22 protein-coding genes, 2 tRNA genes and 1 pseudogene are annotated in these 23,991 nt (G+C 50.0%); 17 read left to right on the plus strand and 8 right to left on the minus strand.

The features are described from left to right. Positions 1 to 13: 13 nt before the first annotated feature. Positions 14 to 205 (plus strand): annotated as a pseudogene (locus tag H3L98_RS02965) (aldehyde dehydrogenase family protein); the annotation flags it as partial. 128 nt (positions 206 to 333) lie between these two features. After that, positions 334 to 717 (plus strand): glycine cleavage system protein GcvH, encoded by a 384-nt coding sequence (gcvH, locus tag H3L98_RS02970; RefSeq protein WP_027022222.1) that lies wholly within the window; start codon positions 334 to 336, stop codon positions 715 to 717. A gap of 71 nt (positions 718 to 788) precedes the next feature. On the opposite strand, the gene H3L98_RS02975 is transcribed toward gcvH, so the two are convergent. Next, positions 789 to 1,097 carry a PepSY domain-containing protein gene (locus H3L98_RS02975; RefSeq protein ID WP_051532093.1) on the minus strand — a complete coding sequence of 103 codons (309 nt, stop codon included), beginning with the start codon at positions 1,095 to 1,097 and terminating at the stop codon, positions 789 to 791. Positions 1,098 to 1,305: 208 nt separating this feature from the next. On the opposite strand from H3L98_RS02975, the gene H3L98_RS02980 reads away from it, so the two are divergent. Next, positions 1,306 to 1,662, plus strand: coding sequence for an Imm51 family immunity protein (locus tag H3L98_RS02980; RefSeq protein WP_027022220.1), 357 nt, complete (start codon positions 1,306 to 1,308; stop codon positions 1,660 to 1,662). 71 nt (positions 1,663 to 1,733) lie between these two features. Here H3L98_RS02980 and H3L98_RS02985 read toward each other — a convergent pair whose 3' ends face one another. Together H3L98_RS02985 and H3L98_RS02990 are read right to left on the minus strand one after the other, a co-directional pair. Further along, the gene (locus H3L98_RS02985) at positions 1,734 to 2,885 is read right to left on the minus strand and encodes an iron-containing alcohol dehydrogenase (protein ID WP_027022219.1); all 1,152 of its coding nucleotides are present in this window, start codon (positions 2,883 to 2,885) and stop codon (positions 1,734 to 1,736) included. A gap of 264 nt (positions 2,886 to 3,149) precedes the next feature. Continuing rightward, complete coding sequence (locus H3L98_RS02990; protein WP_034333666.1) at positions 3,150 to 5,000, minus strand: autotransporter assembly complex protein TamA; 1,851 nt, start codon at positions 4,998 to 5,000, stop codon at positions 3,150 to 3,152. A gap of 155 nt (positions 5,001 to 5,155) precedes the next feature. On the opposite strand from H3L98_RS02990, the gene H3L98_RS02995 reads away from it, so the two are divergent. The 9 genes from H3L98_RS02995 to ubiG all read left to right on the plus strand — a co-directional run bounded on the left by H3L98_RS02995 (position 5,156) and on the right by ubiG (position 15,816). Then, positions 5,156 to 9,118 (plus strand): translocation/assembly module TamB domain-containing protein, encoded by a 3,963-nt coding sequence (locus H3L98_RS02995; RefSeq protein WP_246327836.1) that lies wholly within the window; start codon positions 5,156 to 5,158, stop codon positions 9,116 to 9,118. Further along, positions 9,111 to 9,371: a hypothetical protein gene (locus tag H3L98_RS03000; protein ID WP_027022217.1), complete on the plus strand. Its 261-nt coding sequence runs from the start codon at positions 9,111 to 9,113 to the stop codon at positions 9,369 to 9,371. The genes H3L98_RS02995 and H3L98_RS03000 overlap by 8 nt, the downstream gene beginning before the upstream one ends. 18 nt (positions 9,372 to 9,389) lie before the next feature. Continuing rightward, positions 9,390 to 10,106, plus strand: coding sequence for a lysophospholipid acyltransferase family protein (locus H3L98_RS03005; protein WP_051532098.1), 717 nt, complete (start codon positions 9,390 to 9,392; stop codon positions 10,104 to 10,106). Positions 10,107 to 10,118: 12 nt separating this feature from the next. Next, positions 10,119 to 11,066, plus strand: coding sequence for a phosphatidate cytidylyltransferase (locus H3L98_RS03010; protein ID WP_027022216.1), 948 nt, complete (start codon positions 10,119 to 10,121; stop codon positions 11,064 to 11,066). A 1-nt stretch (position 11,067) separates the two neighbouring features. Then, entirely contained in the window at positions 11,068 to 11,529 is a 462-nt protein-coding gene (locus H3L98_RS03015) for a Fur family transcriptional regulator (RefSeq protein ID WP_027022215.1), read from the plus strand. Beyond that, on the plus strand, positions 11,520 to 12,449 hold the full coding sequence (locus H3L98_RS03020; RefSeq protein WP_034333648.1) for a CobW family GTP-binding protein: 930 nt from the start codon (positions 11,520 to 11,522) through the stop codon (positions 12,447 to 12,449). The genes H3L98_RS03015 and H3L98_RS03020 overlap by 10 nt, the downstream gene beginning before the upstream one ends. 66 nt (positions 12,450 to 12,515) lie before the next feature. Beyond that, on the plus strand, positions 12,516 to 14,387 hold the full coding sequence (locus H3L98_RS03025; RefSeq protein ID WP_027022213.1) for a ribonuclease catalytic domain-containing protein: 1,872 nt from the start codon (positions 12,516 to 12,518) through the stop codon (positions 14,385 to 14,387). 25 nt (positions 14,388 to 14,412) lie between these two features. Further along, a complete protein-coding gene (locus tag H3L98_RS03030) occupies positions 14,413 to 15,096 on the plus strand; it encodes a 2,3-diphosphoglycerate-dependent phosphoglycerate mutase (protein WP_027022212.1) in 684 nt (227 codons plus the stop codon). Positions 15,097 to 15,105: 9 nt separating this feature from the next. After that, complete coding sequence (ubiG, locus tag H3L98_RS03035) at positions 15,106 to 15,816, plus strand: bifunctional 2-polyprenyl-6-hydroxyphenol methylase/3-demethylubiquinol 3-O-methyltransferase UbiG (protein WP_027022211.1); 711 nt, start codon at positions 15,106 to 15,108, stop codon at positions 15,814 to 15,816. A 55-nt stretch (positions 15,817 to 15,871) separates the two neighbouring features. Here ubiG and H3L98_RS03040 read toward each other — a convergent pair. Then, a tRNA-Asn gene (locus H3L98_RS03040) sits at positions 15,872 to 15,947 on the minus strand. 156 nt (positions 15,948 to 16,103) lie between these two features. Continuing rightward, entirely contained in the window at positions 16,104 to 16,613 is a 510-nt protein-coding gene (locus H3L98_RS03045) for a pilin (protein ID WP_027022210.1), read from the minus strand. Between the two features lie 621 nt (positions 16,614 to 17,234). On the opposite strand from H3L98_RS03045, the gene H3L98_RS03050 reads away from it, so the two are divergent. After that, on the plus strand, positions 17,235 to 18,755 hold the full coding sequence (locus H3L98_RS03050) for a catalase (protein ID WP_027022209.1): 1,521 nt from the start codon (positions 17,235 to 17,237) through the stop codon (positions 18,753 to 18,755). A gap of 145 nt (positions 18,756 to 18,900) precedes the next feature. Here H3L98_RS03050 and H3L98_RS03055 read toward each other — a convergent pair. Further along, positions 18,901 to 18,977: transfer RNA gene (locus H3L98_RS03055), tRNA-Met, on the minus strand. A gap of 109 nt (positions 18,978 to 19,086) precedes the next feature. Between H3L98_RS03055 and H3L98_RS03060 the strand changes: the two genes are divergently transcribed. From H3L98_RS03060 to topA, 3 genes are read left to right on the plus strand one after another with little or no spacing between them, the layout of a single operon-like run. After that, positions 19,087 to 19,539 (plus strand): DUF494 family protein, encoded by a 453-nt coding sequence (locus H3L98_RS03060; protein ID WP_027022208.1) that lies wholly within the window; start codon positions 19,087 to 19,089, stop codon positions 19,537 to 19,539. Positions 19,540 to 19,566: 27 nt separating this feature from the next. Next, positions 19,567 to 20,202: a hypothetical protein gene (locus H3L98_RS03065; RefSeq protein ID WP_156932308.1), complete on the plus strand. Its 636-nt coding sequence runs from the start codon at positions 19,567 to 19,569 to the stop codon at positions 20,200 to 20,202. A gap of 46 nt (positions 20,203 to 20,248) precedes the next feature. Continuing rightward, complete coding sequence (gene topA / locus H3L98_RS03070; protein ID WP_027022206.1) at positions 20,249 to 22,564, plus strand: type I DNA topoisomerase; 2,316 nt, start codon at positions 20,249 to 20,251, stop codon at positions 22,562 to 22,564. Positions 22,565 to 22,612: 48 nt separating this feature from the next. Here the strand turns inward: topA and H3L98_RS03075 are convergent, their stop codons facing one another. Further along, positions 22,613 to 22,963, minus strand: coding sequence for a hypothetical protein (locus tag H3L98_RS03075; RefSeq protein WP_124795615.1), 351 nt, complete (start codon positions 22,961 to 22,963; stop codon positions 22,613 to 22,615). A gap of 1 nt (position 22,964) precedes the next feature. Continuing rightward, positions 22,965 to 23,405 (minus strand): hypothetical protein, encoded by a 441-nt coding sequence (locus tag H3L98_RS03080; protein ID WP_027022205.1) that lies wholly within the window; start codon positions 23,403 to 23,405, stop codon positions 22,965 to 22,967. Between the two features lie 133 nt (positions 23,406 to 23,538). Between H3L98_RS03080 and H3L98_RS03085 the strand changes: the two genes are divergently transcribed. After that, the gene (locus tag H3L98_RS03085) at positions 23,539 to 23,940 is read left to right on the plus strand and encodes a helix-turn-helix domain-containing protein (RefSeq protein ID WP_027022204.1); all 402 of its coding nucleotides are present in this window, start codon (positions 23,539 to 23,541) and stop codon (positions 23,938 to 23,940) included. Positions 23,941 to 23,991: the final 51 nt, after the last annotated feature.

Genomic DNA, 23,991 nt, shown 5'->3' on the forward strand with positions numbered 1-23,991 from the left:
AAACCCTGCTTGTAATCTGAACGAAGCGTTTTGCGTTATCCGCCGTTTGCAGTTTGGCGAAACCTATGTCAATCGCGAAAACTTTGAAGCGATGCAAGGTTTTCACGCGGGTTGGAAACAATCGGGCTTGGGCGGCGCAGACGGCAAATACGGTTTGGAAGAATTTTTGCAAACACAGGTGGTTTATTTGGAAACGGATATTTAATAGAAACAATGCTATGACCTAAACATCAGGCGTAATGGCAATACCGTTGTGCCTGATTTAGGCTAAAATAAGGGTTTTCAGCTTGCCTGAAAACCGCTTTCCCCCTTTCCCACAATGGAGAACACACCATGAGCAATATCCCCGCCGATTTGAAATACGTTGCCAGCCACGAATGGCTGCGCTTGGAAGAAGACGGCAGCGTAACCGTCGGTATTACCGAACACGCCCAAGAGCTGTTGGGCGACATCGTGTTTGTCGAGCTGCCCGAAGTGGGCGCAAACTTGGCAGCAGACGAACAGGCAGGCGTGGTTGAATCGGTAAAAGCCGCTTCAGACGTTTACGCCCCCATCGCAGGCGAAGTGCTGGCAATCAACCAAGCCCTGATTGACGCACCCGAAACCGCCAACAGCGACCCTTACGGCGAAGGCTGGTTCTTTAAAATCCAACCTGCCGATGCCGCTGCTTTGGAAGGCTTGTTAAGCGCAGAGCAATACGCCGCCGAAATCGCCTGATGTTTTAGGTACATCATAAAAATACCGTCTGCAAACCGTTTAAGGTGTGCAGACGGTATGTTTTTTATTTTTTAGTCGTCAAGACGTGAAGAAATAATTTTGCCGTTTTTGGCGTTTACTTTTACTTTGTATTCCTGACCGTTGTTGCGGCGGACATCTACATCAAAATATGCGCCTTTGTGGATGCTGTATTCAAAATCCACGTCTTCTGCCACGCCGCCGCCTACATGTGCCACGGCAGCATTGGCCGCTTTATCGTAGCTGATGTATTGGGCGCGGTTTTGTTGGTAATGGCGGGCATCGTCATCATCGGCAAATGCAGGTGCGGCGGTGGCGAAAGTAACGGCAGCCAATACGCCTGCCAAGATTTTTTTAGACATGATATTTCCTTAAATGTTTGTTAAATGGTGGAATGGGGTTAAATCAAAGTTGGCTGTAAAGTAACCATGCCCTGCATGATACCGAACAAAAATTAGCGCAAAATTAGGGCGTGCCCAACAATACGGATTGATTATTTATTCTAATCGGGTTAAACTGTTTTCTGTTGCAGTTTTCAAGCACTTTTACTTAAAAAATAAAGGAATCATCATGGATACAAATGATTTTAAACAAACTCTCGCGCCGTTTTTTTGGGTGGAACACGATGATTATTTTTCCGTGTGCCTGTATGCAGATAATGTGGCTGCCTACCAAGCGGTTTTTGACAGCCGTGCCGATGAAGGCTTTGAGGGCAGCGGCTACGATTGGACTTCTTTGGCGGTGGTGTTTGTGGCAGAGCAATTGCCCGAACTGGCTGAAATCATTGAGTTTGACCCTGAAGCGGGTATGTTTTGCGCTTATTGCAGCGATGAGCAGGCTTTAAAAACCTTTGTTTTGGCTTTTAAGGAAGCGTTGGAAAATAAAGAGCTGATTTTGGATATTTTTTCGCGGGCAGAGTTGGACTGAACCAGCCCGATAATATTGAACGCCCGTTTCATCAAGGAAACGGGCGTGTGTGTTTGGATTAAATCCGTGATTTAGGAACGTTTGCCGTAGGCTGCTTCAAAAATACCGATGATTTCTTCCAAATTGGCTTGGCGCGGGTTGGTGAAACCGCATACGTCTTTGAGCGAGTTTTCCGCCAATACGGTAAAGTCTTCGCGCTTAACGCCCAATTCTTCCAGCGATTGGGGAATGCCGACAATATCCGCCAGTTTTTTAATGGCATCAATTACGCCCAAACCATTTAAATCGGCATTGTTCGCTGTCAAAATGTCGCCAACGTGGTTTAAACGGGCTTCGGCAGCCGACATATTAAAGGCTTCCACATGGGGCAGCAGCAGGGCATTGCAAACGCCGTGGGGCAGGTCGTAAAAACCGCCCAATTGGTGCGCCATGGCGTGTACATAGCCCAAAGAAGCGTTGTTAAACGCCATGCCTGCCAAAAATTGGGCATACGCCATTTTTTCGCGGGCTTCTTTATTGCCGGGTTCTTTAACGGCGGTAGGCAGGTAAGCGGCAATCAGTTCAATGGCCTTAACCGCGCAGGCATCGGTAAGCGGCGTGGCAATGGTGGAAACATAGGCTTCTACGGCGTGGGTAAGGGCGTCCATGCCTGTAGCGGCGGTTAAGGCTGCGGGCATGCCTTCCATCAAACCCGAATCGTTAATCGACAGCGTGGGGGTAACGTGGCTGTCCACAATCGCCATTTTGACATGGCGTTCTTCATCGGTAATGATGGTAAAGCGGGTCATTTCGGAAGCTGTGCCGGCGGTGGTGTTGATGGACACCAGCGTGAGCTGCGGTTTTTTGGATTTGTTTAAGCCTTCGTAGTCGGCGATTTTGCCGCCGTTGGCTGCCACCAGTGCCACGGCTTTGGCGCAGTCGTGAGACGAGCCGCCACCCAAAGAAATCACAAAATCAGCACCACTTTCGTTTAATTTTGCCAAACCCGCTTCCACATTGCCTACGGTGGGATTGGGCTGTACGCCGTCAAAAATCACGGCCGATACGCCTTTTTCTGCCAGTTTGTCGGCAACGGTTTGGGCGATGCCTAATTTTGCCAGTGCGCTGTCGGTAACAATCAGGGCTTTTTTAAAGCCCAAACCTGCCACTTGCGCCAAACCTTCGTCCAGTGCGCCTGCGCCCAAGATGTTTTGGGAAGGCATGAAAAATTGTGAGGTTGCCATGGTGTGTTCCTTATGTCGTTGCCCCTTGGTCCGACTGCGTGGTGGGGCAGGCGAGATAATGCGGTCGGACAATTGCGTATCATCGTTTGCAGGCATATTAAAGAGCATAGTGTCAGCCGTCTAGGGTTGGGCGGGGTGTTTTTGTTTTTGTGATGCGTTGGATTGGTTTTGTTGATATATTGTTGATATTTTTTAATTTTTGTGATGATAATATTGGGATTTGCGCCAAATGAAAACGCGGGCTTGATGCCCGCGTTTGCCGTATTAAAAGCGTGTACCCAAGCTGATGTGCCAGCGCAGGCGTTTGTCGTGATGCCCGTAGGCAATATCAAACGAAAAAGGCGCAACAGGACTAAACCAGCGCACGCCCACACCGCTGCCGTGTTTGAAGCGGATGTCTTTAAACTGTCTGCCCGTGCCGCCCATGTCGTGAAACACGGCAGCGGCAAAGCTGTCTTTAATCGGGTATTGGTATTCCAAGCTGGCAACCGCCATAGCACGGTCGGGCAGCACGGCGGTGCTGTCGGGCAGACGGCGACCAATGCTGTCCAGTTCGTAACCGCGCACACTGCCCGCGCCGCCAGTGCGGAACATCAAATCGGCAGGCACTTCGCCCGCTGCTTCTTTTTTATTGGTATAAACATAGCCCAAATTACCGCGCAATGCCAATGTGCCCAATTGTTTGTTTTCTGGGGTAAAGTAGTAACCCGCATTGGCGGAAGCGCGTGCCATCAGTGCCGACGACATCAGCTTGCCTAAAGTTGTCCCGACTTTGCCGTCAAAATAATAGCCGTTGGCGGGGCGCATTTGGGTTTCAATATTTTGACGTTTCCATGAAGCGGTAAGCATGGTGGCATGGCTTTTGCCCAATACGATGGTGCTGTCAGGAATGCGGCTGTTTTCGGCAATAAATTCTACGCCGTAACGGATTTCGGTATTGCCGCGTTCACGCACATGCCAAATACCGCTTTTCCATGCGCGTTTTTCCAGTTTTTGGGTGGTGCTGCGGTTGTAAGACAGGTTGGAAGTAAAATAATTGCCTTTACTGCTGCGCGGTTGGCTGATGCCTGCGCCCACTTTGGTTTGGTATTTGTCGGCTTCCACAAATACCGAACCGACATAACCGCGCCCAAACAGATTATAGTGGTCGTAGCCGATATTGCCGCCCAAGCCGTATTCGGAATCAAAACGCAAACCCGCTTCAAATTTTTGTTTTTTCAACTCGGAAACCGATACTTTTACCGGCACGCGCCCGTCGCTGATGCGCTCAAAATCGGCTTGTACCGATGCGCCCGAATAGTGGCTGTTGTTTTCTAAAGCCTGCTGGTAATCCAATAACTTATCCAAATCATAGGGGTCGCCCGCTTTAAAATCCGCCAAACCGCGCACCACCGAATCGGGGTAACGCTGCACACCCGAAATATCCAATTCGCCAAAATACACGGGCGCCCCGCTTTCTACGTTCACATTTAAATCGGCGCTGTGGGTTTGCGGATTAACGGTGGCTTGGGTGTGTGTGAGTTTTGCCAAGGGGTATTTTTTGCGGGTAACGGCGGAAAGTACGGACACTTTGCTTGCCGTCCAATCTTCTTGACGAAAGGGATTGCCTACGGGCAGTTTCCAGCCTTCGGTGGCGGTTTTGTAGTAGTTGCCTAATTGCGGGTCTTGCACAATATCGCCGCCGATTGCCACACTCACATTGCCAATATGGGTGCGCTTGCCCAAATCGGCGCGTACTTCATAGCCTTCGCCTTGTGGGGAAACTTGGATTTGGGTGTTGAAATAGCCTTCGGTACGCAAAATATTGCGGGCATCATCGGGCGCATCTTCGGCAAGATAGCCGATTTGCTCTTTGTCCAAGTCTTCTTTGCGTTGATATTGTATCAAGGGCAAATGGGTTTGCAGCAGCTCCGTCATTTCGCTGTCGCCCGTGTGTACGGAAACGGGGTATTTGAGCGGTTTGTCGTCTTTTTTATTGTTTTTGTTTTTTTTATTTTTTTGTGGCTTGGGGTCGTTCTGGGTGGGGACGGGGTCGGTGGGCGCGGGGGTGTTGTCGGCATGGGCAAAGGCAGACATCAGGGCAAAAAACAGCAGCGACAGGCGGAAAGCAGGCATCATGGCGGGCATTGGCGGCAGTAGTGGTTGAAAAAGCGCAAATTTTAGCATTGTTTGCCCTTCTGGGGGATGGGGACTTTGGCAAACGCGCAAGGGTGGTTTTGCGCTATAATCGCGCCTTTACTATATTGATAACTGCGTATTGACGCATTTTTATGAATCAGTCTGCCCCGTCCCGTCCGCCCCAGCGCGAACCGATGCCGTTTGACGAAGTGGTCAAAATGGTGGAAGCGCAAAAAAAACCGCCCAAGCGCAAGATGCTGTGGCGGATGGTGCGCGTGTTGCTGCTGCTGGTGTTGGTGCTGTTATTGGCTTTGGCAGGGAGTACGTGGTGGCTGTTGGGCACGCATTCGGGTTTGCGTTTTTCCTTATTTACGCTGCCGCAAAAGCTGCAAGTACCTGTGTCTATCCGTGCTGAACAGCTGCAAGGTACGCTGTGGCATGGTTTTTCGGGCAAAGGCTGGCAGGTGCAAACCGAATCAGCAGATGTTGCCGTCAGCGAATTGGTGTTGGACTGGGACAGCAGCCAATTGTGGGACAAGCATATTTTAATACGCGAATTAAGCGCGGGCGATGTGCAGATTACCCCCAAACCCGTCCCCCCCAAGCCCGATGATGAAACGCCGCTGCGTTTGCCTGAAGATTTAGCCTTGCCGTTTACCGTAAATGTGCAAAAACTGGCAGTGGGGCGCATTTCACAGGGCGAAACGGTGCTGTTGCGCGGCGTGTCTGCTGCTTACCGTTACGAATACAATTTACACCGTTTGGATATTGCTTCGCTGCAAACGCCGTGGTCAGACAGCAAAGGCACGCTGGCATTGGCGGCGCAACGACCGTTTGCCTTGCGCGGTAAAATGAATTCGCACGGCGATTTGGACGGGATTGCCGTGCAAAGCGGTTTGGATTTGGACGGCAGCTTGCAGGAAGTATTGTTAAAAACCGATTTGGCGGGCAACGGCGTGTCTTTACGCGCCGATACAGCGGTGCGCCCGTTTGCCGAGAGCTTGGGCAAAAAAGTCGGGCATATCCGTTTGAGTGGCGAAGGCATCAGCCCACATGCGTTTTGGGATAATCTGCCCAAAGCCGATTTGCATTTTTTTGCCAATGTCTTACCCGATTTTGACAGCCCGCAATTGGGCTTGAGCGGACAAATTGAATTACGCAATAATGCCCCTGCGCCTGCCGATAAAAACGGTATTCCGTTGCGCGATTTAACGGGTAATTTTGCCATTAACGAAAGCGGCGCGGTCAGCATTGAAAACCTGCTGGCACACACGGCGAAAAACGGCAAAGTCAGTGTGGATGGCGGGATTTACACCCAGAAAAAAACCTTAAATTTAAATGTGGCGGTAAGCAATTTAACCGCTGCTGATGTGTTGGCGCAAGATTTTGCGGGCAAGCTGGATGGTACGGTTAATTTAAGCGGCGCATTTGATGCGCCTGTGGCATCGTTTAAGCTGGACACGGGCTTTGCCAAAACCGCAGGGCTGGTGTCCTTGCGTACGGATAAGCGCGGCGGACAGCAAACCGTGGTGTTGGAAAAGGGCGAAATTTTGCCCCCCAACGGCGGCAAGCTGAATGTGGCGGCGACTTTGGAATTATTTAAAGACCAGAAAATTCAGGCAGATATTATCAGTAGCGGTTTTAATCCGCAAAAACTGTATCCCGAATTGCCTGTTGGTAATATCAATGGGCGCGTGCGTTTAAATGGTTTGTTGGCAAAAACGGTGTTTCATGCCGATATGCAGTTTGCACCTTCGGTGGTGCAGGGCGCAGCATTGTCGGGCGCAGGTAAAGTCAGTTACGAAAACGGACATTTAAGTCGTGCCGACACCAATATCCGCTTGGGCGACAATGTGTTAATGACACAAGGCAGCTTTGGCAAAAAAGGCAATACTTTGGCGTTAAACCTCAATGCGCCCGCTTTGCAGCAGTTTGGTTTCGGCATGCGTGGGGCGTTGTCGGCAAAAGGCACGCTGACCAATACCGCAGACGGTTGGACGCAGTTGGACGCTGCTTTAGCGGGACAGGCGCGGAATGTGCTGCTTCCGGGCGATGTGCGCTTAAATACTTTGGATTTTAAAGTATTCGCTTCGCCCGATACGCGCCGTCCCTTAAATATTTCCCTGCAAGGCAAAGGTTTGGCAGCGGGCGGAACGGTGGCAGACCATATTGATGCTACTTTGGAAGGCACTTTGGGCGCACACCGTTTACGCGCTGCCGCAGGCATGAAAATAGATGGCAAACCGCTGAAGCTGGATGTGGCTGCCAACGGCGGTTTGGACGCGCAAAACCAATGGCACGGCACAGTAGGCACATTAGATGTGTCGGGTGCGTTAAACCTGCATTTAAACCAGCCCATGCGTTTGGAAGCAGGCGCAAAACGGGTGGTGTTGGGCGCAGCGGGTTGGCGCGCGCTGGGTGGTATATTGCAATTGGAAAAACTGGTGTGGGACCCGCAGCACGGGCTTACCACCAAAGGACGCGCCGACAGCCTGCACTTTAGCCAGCTGCACCATTTTTATACCCCGCCTGTTGAACATAATTTGGTGGTGGCAGGCGATTGGGATTTGGCATACAGCCAAAGCCCGCGCGGTTATCTCAACCTGCGTCAGCAAAGTGGCGACATTACCTTGCCCACGCGCCGCAAACCACAATTGGGCTTAAAAAACTTTGTGTTGCGCACCGAAATCGGCGCACGGGGCATTTTAAGCCGTTTTAGCGGCGATGTGCGTTATGGCAAAGCGCGTGGCGATTTTAATATTCTGCAAGCCTTTGGCGCAGGCGAGTTTGCCCGTGCGCCCATTGGTGGTGCATTGCAGGTAGATATTGCCGAGCTGGACACCTTAAAAAACCTGCTGCCTGTCGGACAATCCGTGAAAGGCAACATCAACGGCGAAGTCAAATTTGGCGGTACGCTGCAAGCCCCACGGCTGCAAGGCACGGTAAACGGCGACAACCTGTATTACCGCAACCGCGATGTGGGCGTGGCATTGAGCAACGGCACATTAAAATCCCGTTTGCAAGACCGCCGTTGGATAATTGATGCCCTGACATTCCGCCAAAGCGGCGGAACGATTACCCTGTCGGGCGCAGCAGACTACACCCGCGAAGAACCCGATATCGGCGCAGACGTTGTGTTTGACCGCTATCCCGTATTGGACCAACCCAACCGCCGTTTAACTTTAAGCGGCAAAGGACGTTTGTCCTACAACGGCAACCTGTTTTCCCTAAATGGCAACCTTAAAACAGACGAAGGGCGTTTTGGTTTTCAGGAAAGCAGCATGCCTACCTTGAGCGATGATGTGGTGGTGTTGGGAGAAAGCAAAAAAGAAGCCTCTGCACCCACGCCCTTAAATCTCAATTTGGTATTTGATTTGAACGACCGTTTTTACTTTAGCGGACAAGGTTTGAATGTGGCATTGGGCGGAAAACTGACCCTGACTGCCACACCACAACAAGATTTACGCGCCGTTGGCAGTGTGCGCGTGGTGAAAGGGCAATACAAAGCCTATGGTCAGGATTTGGTGATTAGCAAAGGCATTGTGTCGTTTGTCGGACCTTTGGACAATCCCAATCTGAATATCCGCGCCCAAAGGCGCAATTCGCCTGTGGGGGCAGGCGTGGAAGTATTGGGGAACTTGGACAATCCGCGCATCAGCTTGGTGGCAAACGAACCGATGAGCGAAAAAGACAAATTGTCGTGGCTGATTTTAAACCGCGCCAGCAGCGGCAGCAGCGCCGATGAAGCCACACTCGCCACCGCTGCCAGTGCGTGGCTGGCAGGCAATTTAAACGACAAAATCGGTTTGGTGGACGATTTCGGGCTGACCAGCCAGCAAAACCGCAATGCCCAAACAGGCGAAATGAATCCTGCCCAGCAAGTACTCACTTTCGGCAAGCAACTTACGCAAAACCTGTATTTGGGCTATGAAGCAGGTTTGGGCAATGCCAGCCAATCGGTGAAGCTGGTGTATCAGTTAAGCAAATCCTTCCAAGCCATTGCACGGGTAGGCACACAGTCTTCAGGCGGCGAAATCAAATACCAAAAACGCTTTGATTCGTTCCGCAGCTTTTTTAACCGCAACAAACGGAAAGAGGAACAACAGCATGATTAACCAATTTGAAATCAACGGCTATGTAAAACGCCAAATCACTGAATTGCTGGAACAGCGCCAGATGGATTTAAACACCGCGATGGAAGACGAAGCGGTCAATCGTGAAATCGCTGCGCTGCTGTACGGTGGTTTGCCGGCGATGCTGCGTAAATTTTATTCCTTGAACAAATTTCAGGGCTTTTTTTGGGAAAAACGTGCGTTTTTAACCGAGCATATCGCCAACCGTTTGGACGCTGCACTTAAACGCGGCTAAATATTGGGAAATACCGTTATGAACGCTACCCAACCCAGTTACTTGCACAGGCTGTGCGCCCGTGTGATTGACAAATCGCTGTCGTTTTTTGTGTCGTTTATCACGGGGGTGCGCCCCAAATTTGAAGGCGATATTCCGTTTTCGCCCGAAAAAAAGGTGTATTTTGCCAACCATGCCAGCCACGGCGATTTTATGCTGGTGTGGATTTCGCTGCCGCCGCGTTGGCGTGAAGTGGTGCGCCCTGTGGCGGGTGCAGATTACTGGTTGGGCGGACGGATACGCCGTTTTGTGATTGAACAGGTGTTTCACGCGCTGCTGATTGCCCGCAACGGCAGTTCGCCGCAAGCCGCTACCGTGCAAATGAGCGAAGCCTTGCAACAGGGCAGTTCGCTGATTATTTTTCCCGAAGGCACACGCAATACCGATGATGATGTGCTGCTGTTGCCGTTTAAAAGCGGGATTTACCATTTGGCAAGGGAAAATCCTGAAGCGAAGTTTGTCCCGATTTGGATGGATAACATCAACCGTGTGTTACCCAAGGGAAGACTGTTGCCTGTGCCGATGATTTGTGATGTGAATATTGGTGGGGAAATGCAGCTTTTTCCAGGGGAAAGCAAGGACGAATTTTTAACGCGCACCCGTGATGCGCTGTTGTCGCTGGCACCCGAAAGCAAACGTTTGCTGCCTGCGCCCGCACCGCACCGCGAATACAGCCAAAACGGTTCGGAACAATAAGGGGGAAGAGCGATGGAAAGCATACATCAGGCGCTGCCGATTCAGGCGGGATTTGTATTTTTGGGGATTTTTGCGGTGCTGCTGGCGGCAACGGGCATAGGCGCAGTGTTGAAAAAACGCCTGCCCGACAACCGTGCGGTAGATGATTTGAATGCGCGGGTATCGGCATGGTGGATTATCATGGTGGTGCTGCTGTTTGCGTTTTGGTTTCATATTATTGGCACTACGTTTTTGTTTTTTCTGATTTCGTTTGCGGCGTTGCGCGAGTTTATGACGCTGGTGTACCGCCGCCGCAGCGACCACAATGCCATTGCGGCTTGTTTTTATATTTTGTTGCCTTTGCAGTATTATTTTGTGCTGATTGATTGGTACGGAATGTTTGCCGCGCTGATTCCCGTGTATGCGTTTTTACTGCTGCCTGTGATTGCGGCGTTTTCGGGTAATACGGCGTGTTTGTTTGAACGCGCTGCCCAAATCCAATGGGGCGCGATGATTACCATTTTCTGTCTGTCGCACGTTCCCGCTATTATGATGCTGAATATTCAGGATTTTGAAGACCTGAATGTTTTGTTGCTGATTTTTATGATTGTGGTGGTGCAGGCGGGCGAAGTGCTGCAATATGTGTTGCAAACGCTGTTTGGCGGTAAAAAAATCATGCCTGCTTTGTCGTCTGAATCCACGATATTGGGAACATTAGGCGGTTTTGCGGGGGCGACGGCGCTGGCGGCGGGTTTGTACCGCATTACGCCGTTTACGCCTTGGGAAGCGGCGGCAATCGGTTTGGTGATTTCGGTGATGGGTTTTTTCGGCACATTGGTGATGGCGGGCATCAAACGCAGTCACGGCGTGCAACATTGGGGACATGCAGCACGGATGCGCGGCGGTATGCTCGACCGTGTGGACAGTATTTGTTTTGCCGCACCCGTTTTTTTCCATTTGGTCAGATATTATTGGGCTTGAGATGACTGTTGCCGACACCAAACACACCATTCTTTCACAATGCCGTCAAAACGGCGCACAAATCACCCCCTTGCGCGAACAGGTGCTGGATATTGTTTTGCAATTGGAAGGCGTGATTAAGGCTTATACCGTATTGGCGCAAATGCAGCGCGTGAGCAATCATGCCGTTGCCCCGCCCACGGCTTACCGCGCTTTGGATTTTTGGGCAGAGCAGGGCATTTTGCATAAAATTCCTGCGGTAAACGGCTATATTTTGTGCAGCCACGCCCATCATCATTGCGGACACGACTGCGCCGCAGGGCACGACAGCAGCTTTATTTTGGTGTGTACCGAATGCGGCGCGGTGGACGAACAAAGTCTTGCCCAAGAATGGAAAGCCCTGCACAACGGCGCAGCCGCTTCGGGTTTTCGTTTAAAAGAAGAACACGTTGTTTTAACAGGAATCTGCCAAAAATGTCAGTAAACAAAATTCCTACCCACCTGTTTGCAGGTTTTTTGGGAACGGGCAAAACCACCGCATTGCGCAGCCTGATGGCGCAAAAGCCTGCTGACGAGCAATGGCTGATTGTGGTCAATGAATTTGGCGAAATCGGCATTGACGGTGCGGTGTTGTCAGACAACGGCATTCCCGTTGCAGAAATTGCAGGCGGTTGTTTGTGTTGCAGCGCAGGCGGACAAATGGGGCAAACCCTGCGTACCATGCTGCAACGTTCGCAGCGTCCGCAACGCATTATTATTGAAGCCAGCGGTTTGGCGCACGCAGCAGGCGTGATTGACGAACTGAAATCGCCCGAACTGCGTAAGGATATTGAAGTGGCTGCCGCGTTTGCCGTGGTGGACCCGCGCCAGTTTATTGACGATGCCTTTTTCCGCAATCCGCTGTATCAAGACCAAATCGGCGTGTGCGATGTGCTGATGGCAAGCAAAACCGATTTGTGCAGTGCCGAAGTATTGGAAAAATTCCGCGAACGCGCCGCCGCGCTATTCCCGCCCAAGGCTCTGATTGCCGAAACCGTACAGGCACAGGCGCAAATTGCGTGGTTGGACACGCCCGTTACCGAAAAACCGCGCTATCGTGTCAAAAACCTGCCCGATAACCGTCAAGGCTTTCAATCGCAAGGTTTTACTTTTCCCGCCGAGCGCAATTTTGACGGCGAAAAGCTGACCCGTTTTTTTGACGATTTGCCCGCGCTTGCCACGCGCCTGATGCGCGCCAAAGGCGTGTTTCGGGTGATGGATACTTGGGTGTGGCTGAACTGGACGGACGGGCAGTGGGGCGCGAATCAGGTTTCGTGGCGGCGCGACAGCCGTTTTGAACTGATTGCCGAAGCCTTTGACAGCGATGAGATTGAACGGCATTTGCAGGCTGCTTTGGAAGATTAACGGGCGCATTGGCGCTTTTGGGCTATAATCCGTTCACGCCCCATTATTACCCGCGTTTTCCCCATTATGCATATTTTTTACGAAGAAGGCGGACAGTTTAAAACCGCCGCCGTTGTCCAAAAAAACGACAGCACCTATCAGGCAGACACCGCCCACGGCAAACGGGTGAAAATTAAAGCCGCCAATGTGTTTTTGGAATTGGACGGCGATGCCGCCGCCTTTTTAGCGCAAGCCCGCGCCGAAGCCGATACCGTAGATATTCCGCTGCTGTGGGAAGTGTCGGGAACGGAAGAGTTTACCGCCGCTGCCGCCGCCGCCGAATACTATGGCGAACAACCGAGCAAAGCGCAAACCGCCGCCGTGTTAATGGCGTTATACGATGCGCCGCTGTATTTTCACAAAAAAGCCAAAGGCGTGTTTAAAGCCGCGCCCGCCGATATTTTGCAGCAGGCATTAGCTGCCGCCGAGCGCAAACGTCAAATTGAAGCCCAAATCGAACAATGGCGCAGCGAACTGTTAGCAGGGCAACTGCCCGCTGCCGTTGCCGCCGAAATCCGTGCCATTCTGCACCAGCCCGACAAACAAAGTCCTGCCTACAAAGCCTTTGCCACTGCTGCCGACAGCCAAAAAATCAGCCTGTACGAGTTAGCCAAGCGCACGGGCGCAGTATCGGGTTTGCCCGAATATTTGCAACAGCGTTTTGAATACCGTTATTTCCCGCAAGGCATTGGTTTTGGCGACGTGTCTGCCCCGCAACTGCCGCCGCTGTCCGAAGCCGACAGCACGGTACGCGCCTTTTCGGTAGATGATGCGTCCACCACCGAAATTGACGATGCCCTCAGCGTGCGCCATCTCGACAACGGCATCACCCGTGTCGGTATTCACATTGCCGCGCCCGCGCTTGCCGTGGCTGCCGACAGCGAAATTGAAAAAATCATTATGCAGCGTTTGAGCACCGTGTATTTTCCCGCAGGCAAAATCACCATGTTGCCCGAAAGCTGGATTAGCGCGTTCAGTTTGGACGAAGGCGCATTGCGCCCCGCATTTAGTGCCTATTTTGATTTTGATGGCGACTTCAATTTATTAAACGTTTCCCACCGCATCGAGCGCGTGTGGATTGAACACAACCTGCGTATTCACGCCATTGAGCCTTATTTCAACAGCGAAACAGGCATTGGCAGTGCCGATGCGCCGCAGTTCCCCTTTCATGCCGAAATGATTTGGCTGCACGCTTTGGCACAGGCATTGCAAAAACAGCGCGACCGTTATGAAGAAAATCCCGTCAAAAAATACGATTACGGCATTGAACTAGACGAAACAGGGCGCGTATCCATCAGCAAACGCGAGCGCGGTTCGCCCATTGATACCGTAGTCAGCGAAATGATGATTCTGGCAAACAGCACTTGGGCGCAAATGCTGGACGAACACCAATTGGGCGGATTGTTCCGAGTGCAACCTTCGGGGCGTGTACGCATGGCAACGCAGGCAGACACCCATATCGGCATGAATTTAAGCCATTACGGTTGGTTTACCTCGCCGCTGCGCCGCGCCGCCGACTACATCAACCAAAAACAACTGCAAAGCTTGCTTAATCCCGATTGCGAACCGCGCTTTAGTGCCAACGATGCCATGCTGTTTGCCGCTGTCAGCAATTTTGACAATACCTACAATGCTTACCGCGATTTTCAAAACAGCATGGAAGCCTATTGGTCGCTGGTGTATTTGCAGCAAGAAAACATTAGCGAAATGAACGCACAAGTATTAAAAGAAGATTTGGTGCGTTTGGAAGGCGTGCCTTTGGTGGCGCGGGCAACGGGTATTCCTGCCGAAATTCCGCCCAAAAGCACGGTAAAATTAGCCGTTACCGAAGTGGATTCGGAACAGCAGTTTGTCGGATTGCGCTATCTTGCCCCCGTAGCCCCGCCACCCGCACAATGATTTTTCACACAAAGGACTGAATATTATGGAATTCGTACTCATCCGCCACGGACAAAGCGAATGGAACGCCAAAAACCTGTTTACAGGCTGGCGCGACGTGCCTTTAAGCGAACAAGGCATTGCCGAAGCCCAAGCCGCAGGACGTAAATTGGCAGAAAAAGGCTATCAGTTTGATTTGGCGTTTACTTCAGTTTTAACACGCGCCATCAAAACCTGTAATATCGTTTTAGAAGAAAGCGGACAACTGTGGGTGCCGCAAATCAAAAGCTGGCGTTTGAATGAACGTCATTACGGCAAACTACAAGGTTTGGACAAAAAACAAACCGCCGAACAATACGGCGATGAGCAAGTCCGCATTTGGCGGCGCAGCTACGACACCTTGCCGCCGCTGCTGGATCCGCAAGACGAATTTTCTGCCCACAACGACCGCCGCTACGCCCATTTACCTGCCGATGTCGTCCCCGATGGCGAAAACTTAAAAGTCACCTTGGAGCGAGTGTTACCGTTTTGGCACGACCAAATTGCCCCCGCTATTTTGTCGGGCAAGCGCGTGTTGGTGGCAGCGCATGGCAATTCCTTACGCGCCCTTGCCAAACACATTGAGCAGATTTCCGATGCCGATATTATGGGCTTGGAAATTCCTACGGGACAACCCTTGGTGTACCGCTTGGACGACAAGCTGAACGCTGTTGAAAAATTTTACCTGTAAACCAAAGCCATGCACAGCCAAACCCCCAATGTTGATGCCGCCGAAATTGACAAATTCGGACGACTTGCCCAAAGCTGGTGGAATCCGCAGGGCGAACTCAAATCCCTGCACGACATCAATCCCCTGCGCCTAGACTATATCAACCGTACCGCCAATTTAGCGGGAAAAACCGTGTTAGACGTAGGCTGCGGCGGCGGCATTTTGTCGGAAAGCCTTGCCCAAGCGGGCGCAGCGCAAGTGTTAGGCATTGATATGGCAGAACAATCGCTTGCCGTGGCACGCGCCCACGCCCAACAAAACGGCATTGCAAATTTGGATTACCGCTGCATCAGCGTAGAAGATTTGGCGGCACAAACCCCGCAGGCTTACGATGTCGTTACCTGCATGGAAATGCTGGAACACGTTCCGAATCCCGCTTCTGTCATTCGCGCCTGCGCCAAGCTGGTTAAGCCTGACGGCCATGTGTTTTTTTCCACACTCAGCCGCAATCCCAAATCCTATTTGTATGCCATTGTGGCAGCAGAATATTTGCTGGATATTGTCCCCAAAGGTACGCACGACTGGCAAAAATTCATTACCCCTGCCGAATTGGCACGCATGGCACGGGCAGCGGGTTTGCACCTTGCCGATACCTGCGGTTTAAGCTACAACCCCTTGTTTAAACGCTATGCTTTGGTAGATGATGTATCGGTAAACTATATGGCGGCGTTTCGCGTATAGATTTTCCAAAAAACAACCGTTCCAATCATTTTACCTGATTGGAACGGTTTAAATTTGGCTCCCCGAGCTGGGCTCGAACCAGCGACCTGCGGATTAACAGTCCGTCGCTCTACCGACTGAGCTATCGGGGAAAGAGTTAAGAATTATATCATGAGTGTGGGGAAAGTCAAGAGAATAGTAGTATGTATTGTAAAACAAAACGCCTCCCGAATATGGGAAGCGTTGTTTTGTCAGTTAACTAGATTGGTTAGGTTTATTCTACCACTTAACCTAATTGCTTGATTAAGTTAAGCAGCAGGAGAACCTGCGGCATTTTCTTTACTGCAGCCAGTAGGAATAAATTTGTCTTTCCATCCGTTGCCAAGACCTTTAACGGTACAAGTCCATACACCGTCATTGCTGCGGTTTTGTTTTACAATAGTACCATGGATGTCTTTGTTGGCATTACCACCCAAAGTGCCAGAGATATAGCCAGCAGAGCCATTCTGGAATTTTACTTCAACAGCTTGTAACAAATTAGAGCGGGGTTTGGTGGCAGAGTCATCACCGTTAGCCAAGCCTACCGCAGCAGTGGAACCAGGTTTGGTTACATTGGTACCTGCCTTGGGGGTTTTTCCGTCAAAAATAGCCGCATCAACAGCAGTTTTGGCAGCAGCCAGTTCGCCTACCACACGGGTGGTTTGGGATTTAGAGATGTAATCTTGATACATCGGCAGGGCAATAGCAGCCAAGATACCGATAATGGCGATTACAATCATCAATTCAATCAGGGTGAAACCTTTTTGCAGAGCTTTCATAGTATGACTCCTAGTCGTTTAATTAAAAAGAAAGTTTGGTTTAAAACGGCTTGTTCGCTTTTTAAGCAGTTGGCGAATTTGCCGCCTGTCTTGGTTAAAATTAAGCAGTCCACATGCCTGTTTGGGGAATAAATTCCATACTATTCTTCCAAGTTATTGCTTTTAAAGAAAAAGCATGTTTTGCTTAATTAACGCCATTATGCCTGCAAGGTACATAATTGATCTAGATTAACGTGATTTGTCAGTTTTTGTCAAGCAAAAACGCAAAAATACATTTTTTTGCCTGCCATAAAGCGACACCTGCCTGATATTGGGGCAACAGGTGGCGCAAATGGGCAGTTTTACGGCAGTTGGTTTGGATTGGCGCAGGGCAGTACATATTATTATGTGTTACGGGGCGGAAAGCTGGGGACGGGCAAGGGTAGTGTCTTGTTTAATTTGTAGCCATACACATTGAAATCAACCTATAATTAAGGTGTTTGTTGTGCAACTGTGCTATCGTAACCATAGTTTTAATTGGGAGGCTTTGGGCGTATGATTGCCAATTGCCACAGGCAATCAAAAATTTTTTTTAATAGTTTTTACAAAATAGTTTGTTTATTTAATTGAAGGAATGCAAGCATGTCTAAATGCCCCGTAACCCATTTAACCATGAACAACGGTGCGCCCGTTGTGGACAATCAAAACAGCATGACCGCAGGTCCGCGCGGTCCTTTATTGGCACAAGATTTGTGGCTGAACGAAAAATTGGCGAACTTTGTGCGCGAAGTGATTCCTGAGCGTCGTATGCACGCTAAAGGTTCTGGCGCGTTCGGTACGTTTACCGTAACCAACGACATTACCAAATACAGCCGCGCCGCTATTTTTAGCGAAGTAGGCAAAAAAACTGAAATGTTTGCCCGCTTTACCACTGTAGCTGGTGAGCGTGGTGCGGCCGATGCTGAGCGCGACATTCGCGGTTTTGCCCTGAAGTTCTACACCGAAGAAGGTAACTGGGATATGGTGGGTAACAACACCCCCGTATTCTTTATGCGCGACCCGCGTAAATTCCCCGACTTGAACAAAGCGGTTAAACGCGACCCCCGCACCAATCTGCGTTCTGCCACCAATAACTGGGACTACTGGACTCTGCTGCCTGAAGCTTTCCACCAAGTAACCGTGGTAATGAGCGACCGTGGTATTCCTGCTTCTTACCGTCACATGCACGGTTTCGGCAGCCACACTTACAGCTTTATCAATGCCAACAACGAGCGTTTTTGGGTGAAATTCCACTTCCGCACCCAACAAGGCATTAAAAACCTGACCAACGAAGAAGCGGCTGCCATTATCGCCGAAGACCGCGAAAGCCATCAGCGCGACCTGTACGAAGCCATTGAGCGCGGCGATTTCCCGAAATGGAAAATGTACGTTCAAATCATGCCCGAAGCCGATGCGGAAAAAGTACCCTACCATCCGTTTGACTTGACCAAAGTATGGCCTAAAGGCGACTACCCCCTGATTGAAGTGGGCGAGTTTGAACTGAACCGCAACCCTGAAAACTTCTTTGCTGATGTAGAACAATCTGCTTTTGCACCGAGCAACTTGGTTCCTGGTATCAGCGTTTCTCCCGACCGCATGCTGCAAGCCCGTCTGTTTAACTACGCCGACGCGCAACGCTACCGCTTGGGTGTAAACCACCACCAAATTCCCGTAAACCGCCCCCGTTGCCCCGTACACAGCAATGCCCGTGACGGTCAAGGTCGCGTAGACGGTAACTACGGCAGCAACATTCACTACGAACCGAACAGCTTCGGTCAGTGGCAAGAGCAGCCCCAGTACGCCGAGCCGCCTTTGAAAATCAGCGGCGATGCAGCACACTGGAACTACCGTGAAGACGACAGCGATTACTTCAGCCAACCGCGCAAATTGTTCAACCTGATGAGCGACGAGCAAAAACAAGCCCTGTTTAACAACACGGCTGCGGGCATGGGCGATGCGCTGGACTTTATCAAATACCGCCACATCCGCAACTGCTACGCTTGCGACCCCGCTTACGGCGAAGGTGTTGCCAAAGCTTTGGGCATGACTGTTGCCGATGCGATGGCTGCTTACGAAACCGACCCTGCCATGGGCAATCCTGGTTTGCTGAAGCCTGTTAAATAATATTTGCGGCTTTAAAGCCAATCCATAAACAAACTGCCTGAAATTGTGTTATTTCAGGCAGTTTTTGTTGAATGAATAAAATGAATTAAACCGCTTATTCAGGCGTAAAAAAACAACCTTTTGAAAAAAAAGGTTGTTTGGAATTTGGTTGCGGGGGCAGGATTCGAACCTACGACCTTCGGGTTATGAGCCCGACGAGCTACCATGCTGCTCCACCCCGCGTCTGAATTTCCGAACTATACGCGCCTTTGCAGGATGTGTCAAGGCTTTCGTGTTAAAAAGGGTAAAATCGGGTACAATAAGCGTGTAAACTTTGGCTGAAAGCAAAACCATGATTGATGTAATGGCTTTTTTAATCAAACATTTTCACAGTATTCAGGTGTGCCCTTCGGGTGATGATTTGGGCAGTGTGTTGGAAAACGCGGGTTTTAGCGACCGTGAAATCGGTACGATGATTTTGTTTGTGCAGCTTTTAAACGACATGCCGATGATGGCGGATTTTCATGCGCCGCAGCAGGCTTTGCGGATTTATTGTCGTGATGAAACGGAAACGCTGCCTGCCGCCGTGCGTGCCATGCTGCATACTTGGCAGCAGGACGGTACACTGTTGCCTGCACAGCGTGAGTTTGTGATACACGCGCTGATGCACCTGCCTTATGATGAAATTACCGTAGAAACCGCCAAAATGCTGGTGGTATTGGCATTGTGGGCGGCACAGAGTGAAGATGGCGTTGCCGCAGCAGACGGCGAAGCATTGCTATACGGCAACGGTCTGATGCATTAAGAACTGACTCTTTAGACAATATAAACCATGAACGCAAGCAAACCCTTTTGTTCCATCGGCAGCCGAATGTTTGTGCTGCCGCTTTGCCTGTGGCTGGCAGCGTGTTCCGAAGCCGAACCGCCTGCCATGCCAAGTGCCGTGGCAGCTTCTGCCGCAGCGCATCAGCCTTTGTGCGAAATTGACGACAACAGCATCGGCGGGATTCCTTTGGGAACGTCTTTGGAGCAGGTACGCCAATCGTTTCCGCATGCGGTGCTGACCCCTGTTACCGATGCCGAAGGCGTGGGTTTTACCATGATTAAACTCAATCCCGATGTGGAAATCGCCGCTTATACGGGTGCACCCGAAAATCCCGCCGAGCCGATTACTTATTTGGATACCGCTTCCAAAGCCTGTAAAACGGCGCAGGGCGTGCATCCCGAAATGCTGTTGGAACATGCCGAACAGCGTTATGGTGCAGTAGAGCAAATTGTGATGAGCGAAATTGAAAGCCGTCAAACCGCCGATTTCACCAACCAACCGCCGACTTTATCGTTCCGCATTGACGATTCGGGCGCGTTTGATGAAGAAGACGGCGCGGATTTGCCTAAAATTACCACGGAATATCAAGAAGGTGCGAAAATCCACAGCATTGCGGTATTCCCTCTGCCTGAAGCGGAATAAAATGATTTTGTTTGAATGTATTAAACCGATATTTGAGAAATAGAATATGTCCAAAAACCTATTGATTGTAGAATCCCCCAATAAAATCAAGTCCGTCAAAAAATATCTGGGCGGCGATTTTGAAGTACTGGCATCGTTTGGCCATGTGCGCGACCTGATTCCAAAAAACGGCGCGGTGGACCCCGACAACGATTTTGCCATGAAATACCAAATCATCAGCAAAAACAGCAAACACGTTGATGCGATTGTGGCGGCGGCAAAAGAAGCCGAACAAATTTATCTGGCAACCGACCCCGACCGCGAAGGCGAAGCGATTTCGTGGCATATTTACGAAATCCTGAAATCCAAGCGCGGTTTAAAAAACATCGGCGAACGCATCCGCCGCGTGGTGTTCCACGAAGTTACGCCCAAAGGCGTTCAGGCAGCTTTGCAAAATCCGCGCGGTTTGGACATCAATCTGGTGGACGCACAACAGGCACGCCGTGCTTTGGATTACTTGGTCGGTTTTAACCTGTCGCCTTTGCTGTGGAAAAAAATCCGCCGTGGTTTGAGTGCGGGGCGCGTGCAAAGTCCTGCACTGCGCCTGATTTGCGAACGCGAAAACGAAATTAAAGCCTTTGAAAGCCAAGAGTATTGGTCTGTGCATTTGGACAGCCACAAAGGGCGCACCAAGTTTTCTGCCAAGCTGCACCAATGGCAGGGAAATAAGCTGGAACAGTTTTCCCTGCCCGATGAAGCGGCGCAGGCAGCGGTGTTGGACGCGCTGGCTGGCAAACCTGCCGCCGTGTCAGATGTCGTCAAAAAGAAAGCCACGCGCAAACCCGCCGCGCCGTACACCACGTCCACCATGCAGCAAGATGCCGTGCGTAAACTGGGTTTTACCACCGACCGCACCATGCGTACCGCACAACAACTCTTTGAAGGCATTGATGTCGGACAAGGTGCCGTGGGTTTGATTACTTATATGCGTACCGACAGCGTTACCCTGTCGGAAGATGCGCTGACCGAAATCCGCCACTATATTGACAACAAAATCGGCGCGGATTTTCTGCCCAAATCCGCCAAAATTTACAAAACCAAATCCAAAAACGCCCAAGAAGCCCACGAAGCCGTGCGCCCCACTTCCGTTTACCGCGCGCCCGACAGCGTAAAACCGTTTTTGAGTGCCGACCAATTTAAGCTGTACCAAATGATTTGGCAGCGCACGGTTGCCTGTCAGATGGCAGATGCCAAGTTTGATGCCACCACTGTGGATATTACCGTGGGCGACGGCGTGTTCCGTGCCACAGGGCAAGTGCTGGTGTTTGAAGGATTTTTAAAAGTCTATCAGGAAGGTCAGGACGAAGACGACGAGCAGGAAAATGGCAAAAAGCTGCCTGAAATGGCGGTGGGCGACGCCCTGCCTGTGGATAAATTGTATGGCGAACAGCATTTTACCCAACCGCCACCACGCTTTAATGAAGCCACTTTAGTGAAAGCCTTGGAAGAGTTCGGCATCGGTCGTCCTTCCACCTATGCCAGCATTATCAAAACCTTAAAAGACCGCGAATACGTTACCGTTGAGCAACGCCGTTTCCAACCCACCGATACGGGCGATATCGTCAATAAGTTTTTGACCGAGCATTTTACCCAATATGTAGATTACGACTTTACCGCCAAGCTGGAAAACCAATTGGACGACATCGCCAACGGCAAACGTCAATGGGTGCCTGTTATGGATAATTTTTGGCAAGGCTTTCATAAGCAGGTTGTGGAAAAAGAAGGCATTGAACGCGCCAAAATTACCACCGAAGCCTTGGACGAAGCCTGTCCCAAATGCGGCAGCCAGCTACAAATTAAATTTGGCAAACGTGGACGTTTTATTGCCTGTTCGGGCTATCCCGAATGCGATTACACCCGCAATTTAAACGAAACCGCCGAAGAAGCCGCCAAAGCCGCCGAAGAACCCACCGTAGTAGAAGGGCGCGAATGCCCCAAATGCGCGGGACAGCTGGTGTACAAACAAGGCAAATACGGCAAATTTATCGGTTGTGCCAATTATCCCAAATGCAAACATATTGAACCTTTAGAACCGCCTAAAGACACGGGCGTAAGCTGTCCCGAATGCGGAAAAGGGCATTTGATTGAGCGCAAGTCGCGTTTTGGCACACCGTTTTACAGCTGCAATACCTATCCTGATTGCAAATACGCCGTCAGCCATCCGCCCTTGGCAGAAAGCTGTCCGCAATGCGGTTGGAAAGTGCTGACCCGCAAAACCACCAAACGCTGGGGCGTGGAAAAAGTGTGTCCGCAAAAAAGCTGCGGTTGGAAAGAGCAGATTGAACCACCTGCGCCCAAAGCCGCCAAAGAATCAGCGGAATAAAGCAAAACCGTTCTGTAGGGTTACAGAACGGTTTTTTATAGAGATATGTTACCAAGCACAGATTTTAAATTCATTGTTAGCCCAACATGCAGGCTGTGTACGAGAGCGACGTACATCTCCCCAATAGGAACTATTGCCAAATGAAGTTACCCCGCGCACATGGGCAACTTTTGGTGAAACAATGCTGACACTAACCATAAGAATATTGTCATAAAGTTCACCGTTTCTGCGAATGTTTTCTAACGTAAAGGAACCATCTCTGTCTGCTGAAAAATTACATTTTCCTTTAAATAAAATTTCACCGCTGCTTTCAATCAGGCATTGTGCTGGTTTGGCTTGTGCATATAAAGGCAGGGCAGAGAAACTACCTAAAAGTAAATAAAGATACAACTTTTTCATATTATCCCCTTATGCATTGGCGAACTTGTTGTTTGAAAGATTTGCCTTTTTCCAAAACATCATCAACCAAACAACGACCATTGTGGCACTTCATGACATAAATCAGTTTCATTCTTTGACCATTTTTAAACGTGACTAATACATTTCCGTTTGAAGTAACGGAGGTTTTTAAGCTGCGGATAATTTCTTTTGGGTTGGAATCTTGACCTTGTATGGTTACATCATAATCAATACAGCCCATCTCACCTTCAGGTGTGTTCCGTTCATCTTCATCAAACACGGATTTTAAATCACGGCTTGCATAATTGAGTAGGACACCCATATCGCCACCATTCTTGTAAATCTTTTTCACGATTTGCAATTTTTGCGATTGAAGCGGGTCTTGTGCGGAAGCTGTTAGGCTTAATAAAGCCAGTGTTGCGCCCATTAAGATTTTTTTCATAAACTTATCCCTTTGAAGTGATGATATTGGAAGAAATTTATTACATTATAGTACAGATTGCCGTTGCCTATCCAGCCAGCAAAAGTTTAAAATCTGTCTTTTTAGTGCAATTGCCTGTACAGAAAGTTCAACTATGGAAATTCACAATAAAATCCGTTTGCTTCGCGAGTTAAACGGATGGTCTCAAGAAAAGGTAGCAGAGCAATTGGATATGTCGGCAAGCGGTTATGCAAAAATAGAACGGGGCGAAACCCAGCCCAATATTATCCGTTTGCAGCAGATTGCGGCTGTTTTTCAAATAGATTTGTGGGAATTGTTGAAATCTGAACAGGGTAATGTTATTTTGCAAATAAATGAAGATAATAGTAATGGCGATATTTCTTGTGGTAATGTTGCTTTGTATGCGCCACCTGATATATCTGTTGAAACGGCTGTTTTGAAAAAAGAGATTGAATTTTTAAAAAATATATTGCAACAAAAAGATAAAGAAATTGAATGGTTGCGTAAACGGATTGAACAAACGGAAAGTGAATAATCTGAATGGGCTGCTTGGCTTGAAGCCATGCGTAAACCCTAAAATTACAAA

It is taken from the genome of Conchiformibius steedae (assembly GCF_014054725.1).
In the GTDB taxonomy this organism is placed as follows: Bacteria; Pseudomonadota; Gammaproteobacteria; order Burkholderiales; family Neisseriaceae; genus Conchiformibius; species Conchiformibius steedae.

Bases quoted from the DNA above. Each gene is read 5' to 3' on its own strand.
- gcvH (WP_027022222.1), top strand. From the start codon at position 334: ATGAGCAATATCCCCGCCGATTTGAAATACGTTGCCAGCCACGAATGG.
- H3L98_RS02975 (WP_051532093.1), bottom strand. From the start codon at position 1,097: ATGTCTAAAAAAATCTTGGCAGGCGTATTGGCTGCCGTTACTTTCGCC.
- H3L98_RS02980 (WP_027022220.1), top strand. From the start codon at position 1,306: ATGGATACAAATGATTTTAAACAAACTCTCGCGCCGTTTTTTTGGGTG.
- H3L98_RS02985 (WP_027022219.1), bottom strand. From the start codon at position 2,885: ATGGCAACCTCACAATTTTTCATGCCTTCCCAAAACATCTTGGGCGCA.
- H3L98_RS02990 (WP_034333666.1), bottom strand. From the start codon at position 5,000: ATGCCTGCTTTCCGCCTGTCGCTGCTGTTTTTTGCCCTGATGTCTGCC.
- H3L98_RS02995 (WP_246327836.1), top strand. From the start codon at position 5,156: ATGAATCAGTCTGCCCCGTCCCGTCCGCCCCAGCGCGAACCGATGCCG.
- H3L98_RS03000 (WP_027022217.1), top strand. From the start codon at position 9,111: ATGATTAACCAATTTGAAATCAACGGCTATGTAAAACGCCAAATCACT.
- H3L98_RS03005 (WP_051532098.1), top strand. From the start codon at position 9,390: ATGAACGCTACCCAACCCAGTTACTTGCACAGGCTGTGCGCCCGTGTG.
- H3L98_RS03010 (WP_027022216.1), top strand. From the start codon at position 10,119: ATGGAAAGCATACATCAGGCGCTGCCGATTCAGGCGGGATTTGTATTT.
- H3L98_RS03015 (WP_027022215.1), top strand. From the start codon at position 11,068: ATGACTGTTGCCGACACCAAACACACCATTCTTTCACAATGCCGTCAA.
- H3L98_RS03020 (WP_034333648.1), top strand. From the start codon at position 11,520: ATGTCAGTAAACAAAATTCCTACCCACCTGTTTGCAGGTTTTTTGGGA.
- H3L98_RS03025 (WP_027022213.1), top strand. From the start codon at position 12,516: ATGCATATTTTTTACGAAGAAGGCGGACAGTTTAAAACCGCCGCCGTT.
- H3L98_RS03030 (WP_027022212.1), top strand. From the start codon at position 14,413: ATGGAATTCGTACTCATCCGCCACGGACAAAGCGAATGGAACGCCAAA.
- ubiG (WP_027022211.1), top strand. From the start codon at position 15,106: ATGCACAGCCAAACCCCCAATGTTGATGCCGCCGAAATTGACAAATTC.
- H3L98_RS03045 (WP_027022210.1), bottom strand. From the start codon at position 16,613: ATGAAAGCTCTGCAAAAAGGTTTCACCCTGATTGAATTGATGATTGTA.
- H3L98_RS03050 (WP_027022209.1), top strand. From the start codon at position 17,235: ATGTCTAAATGCCCCGTAACCCATTTAACCATGAACAACGGTGCGCCC.
- H3L98_RS03060 (WP_027022208.1), top strand. From the start codon at position 19,087: ATGATTGATGTAATGGCTTTTTTAATCAAACATTTTCACAGTATTCAG.
- H3L98_RS03065 (WP_156932308.1), top strand. From the start codon at position 19,567: ATGAACGCAAGCAAACCCTTTTGTTCCATCGGCAGCCGAATGTTTGTG.
- topA (WP_027022206.1), top strand. From the start codon at position 20,249: ATGTCCAAAAACCTATTGATTGTAGAATCCCCCAATAAAATCAAGTCC.
- H3L98_RS03075 (WP_124795615.1), bottom strand. From the start codon at position 22,963: ATGAAAAAGTTGTATCTTTATTTACTTTTAGGTAGTTTCTCTGCCCTG.
- H3L98_RS03080 (WP_027022205.1), bottom strand. From the start codon at position 23,405: ATGAAAAAAATCTTAATGGGCGCAACACTGGCTTTATTAAGCCTAACA.
- H3L98_RS03085 (WP_027022204.1), top strand. From the start codon at position 23,539: ATGGAAATTCACAATAAAATCCGTTTGCTTCGCGAGTTAAACGGATGG.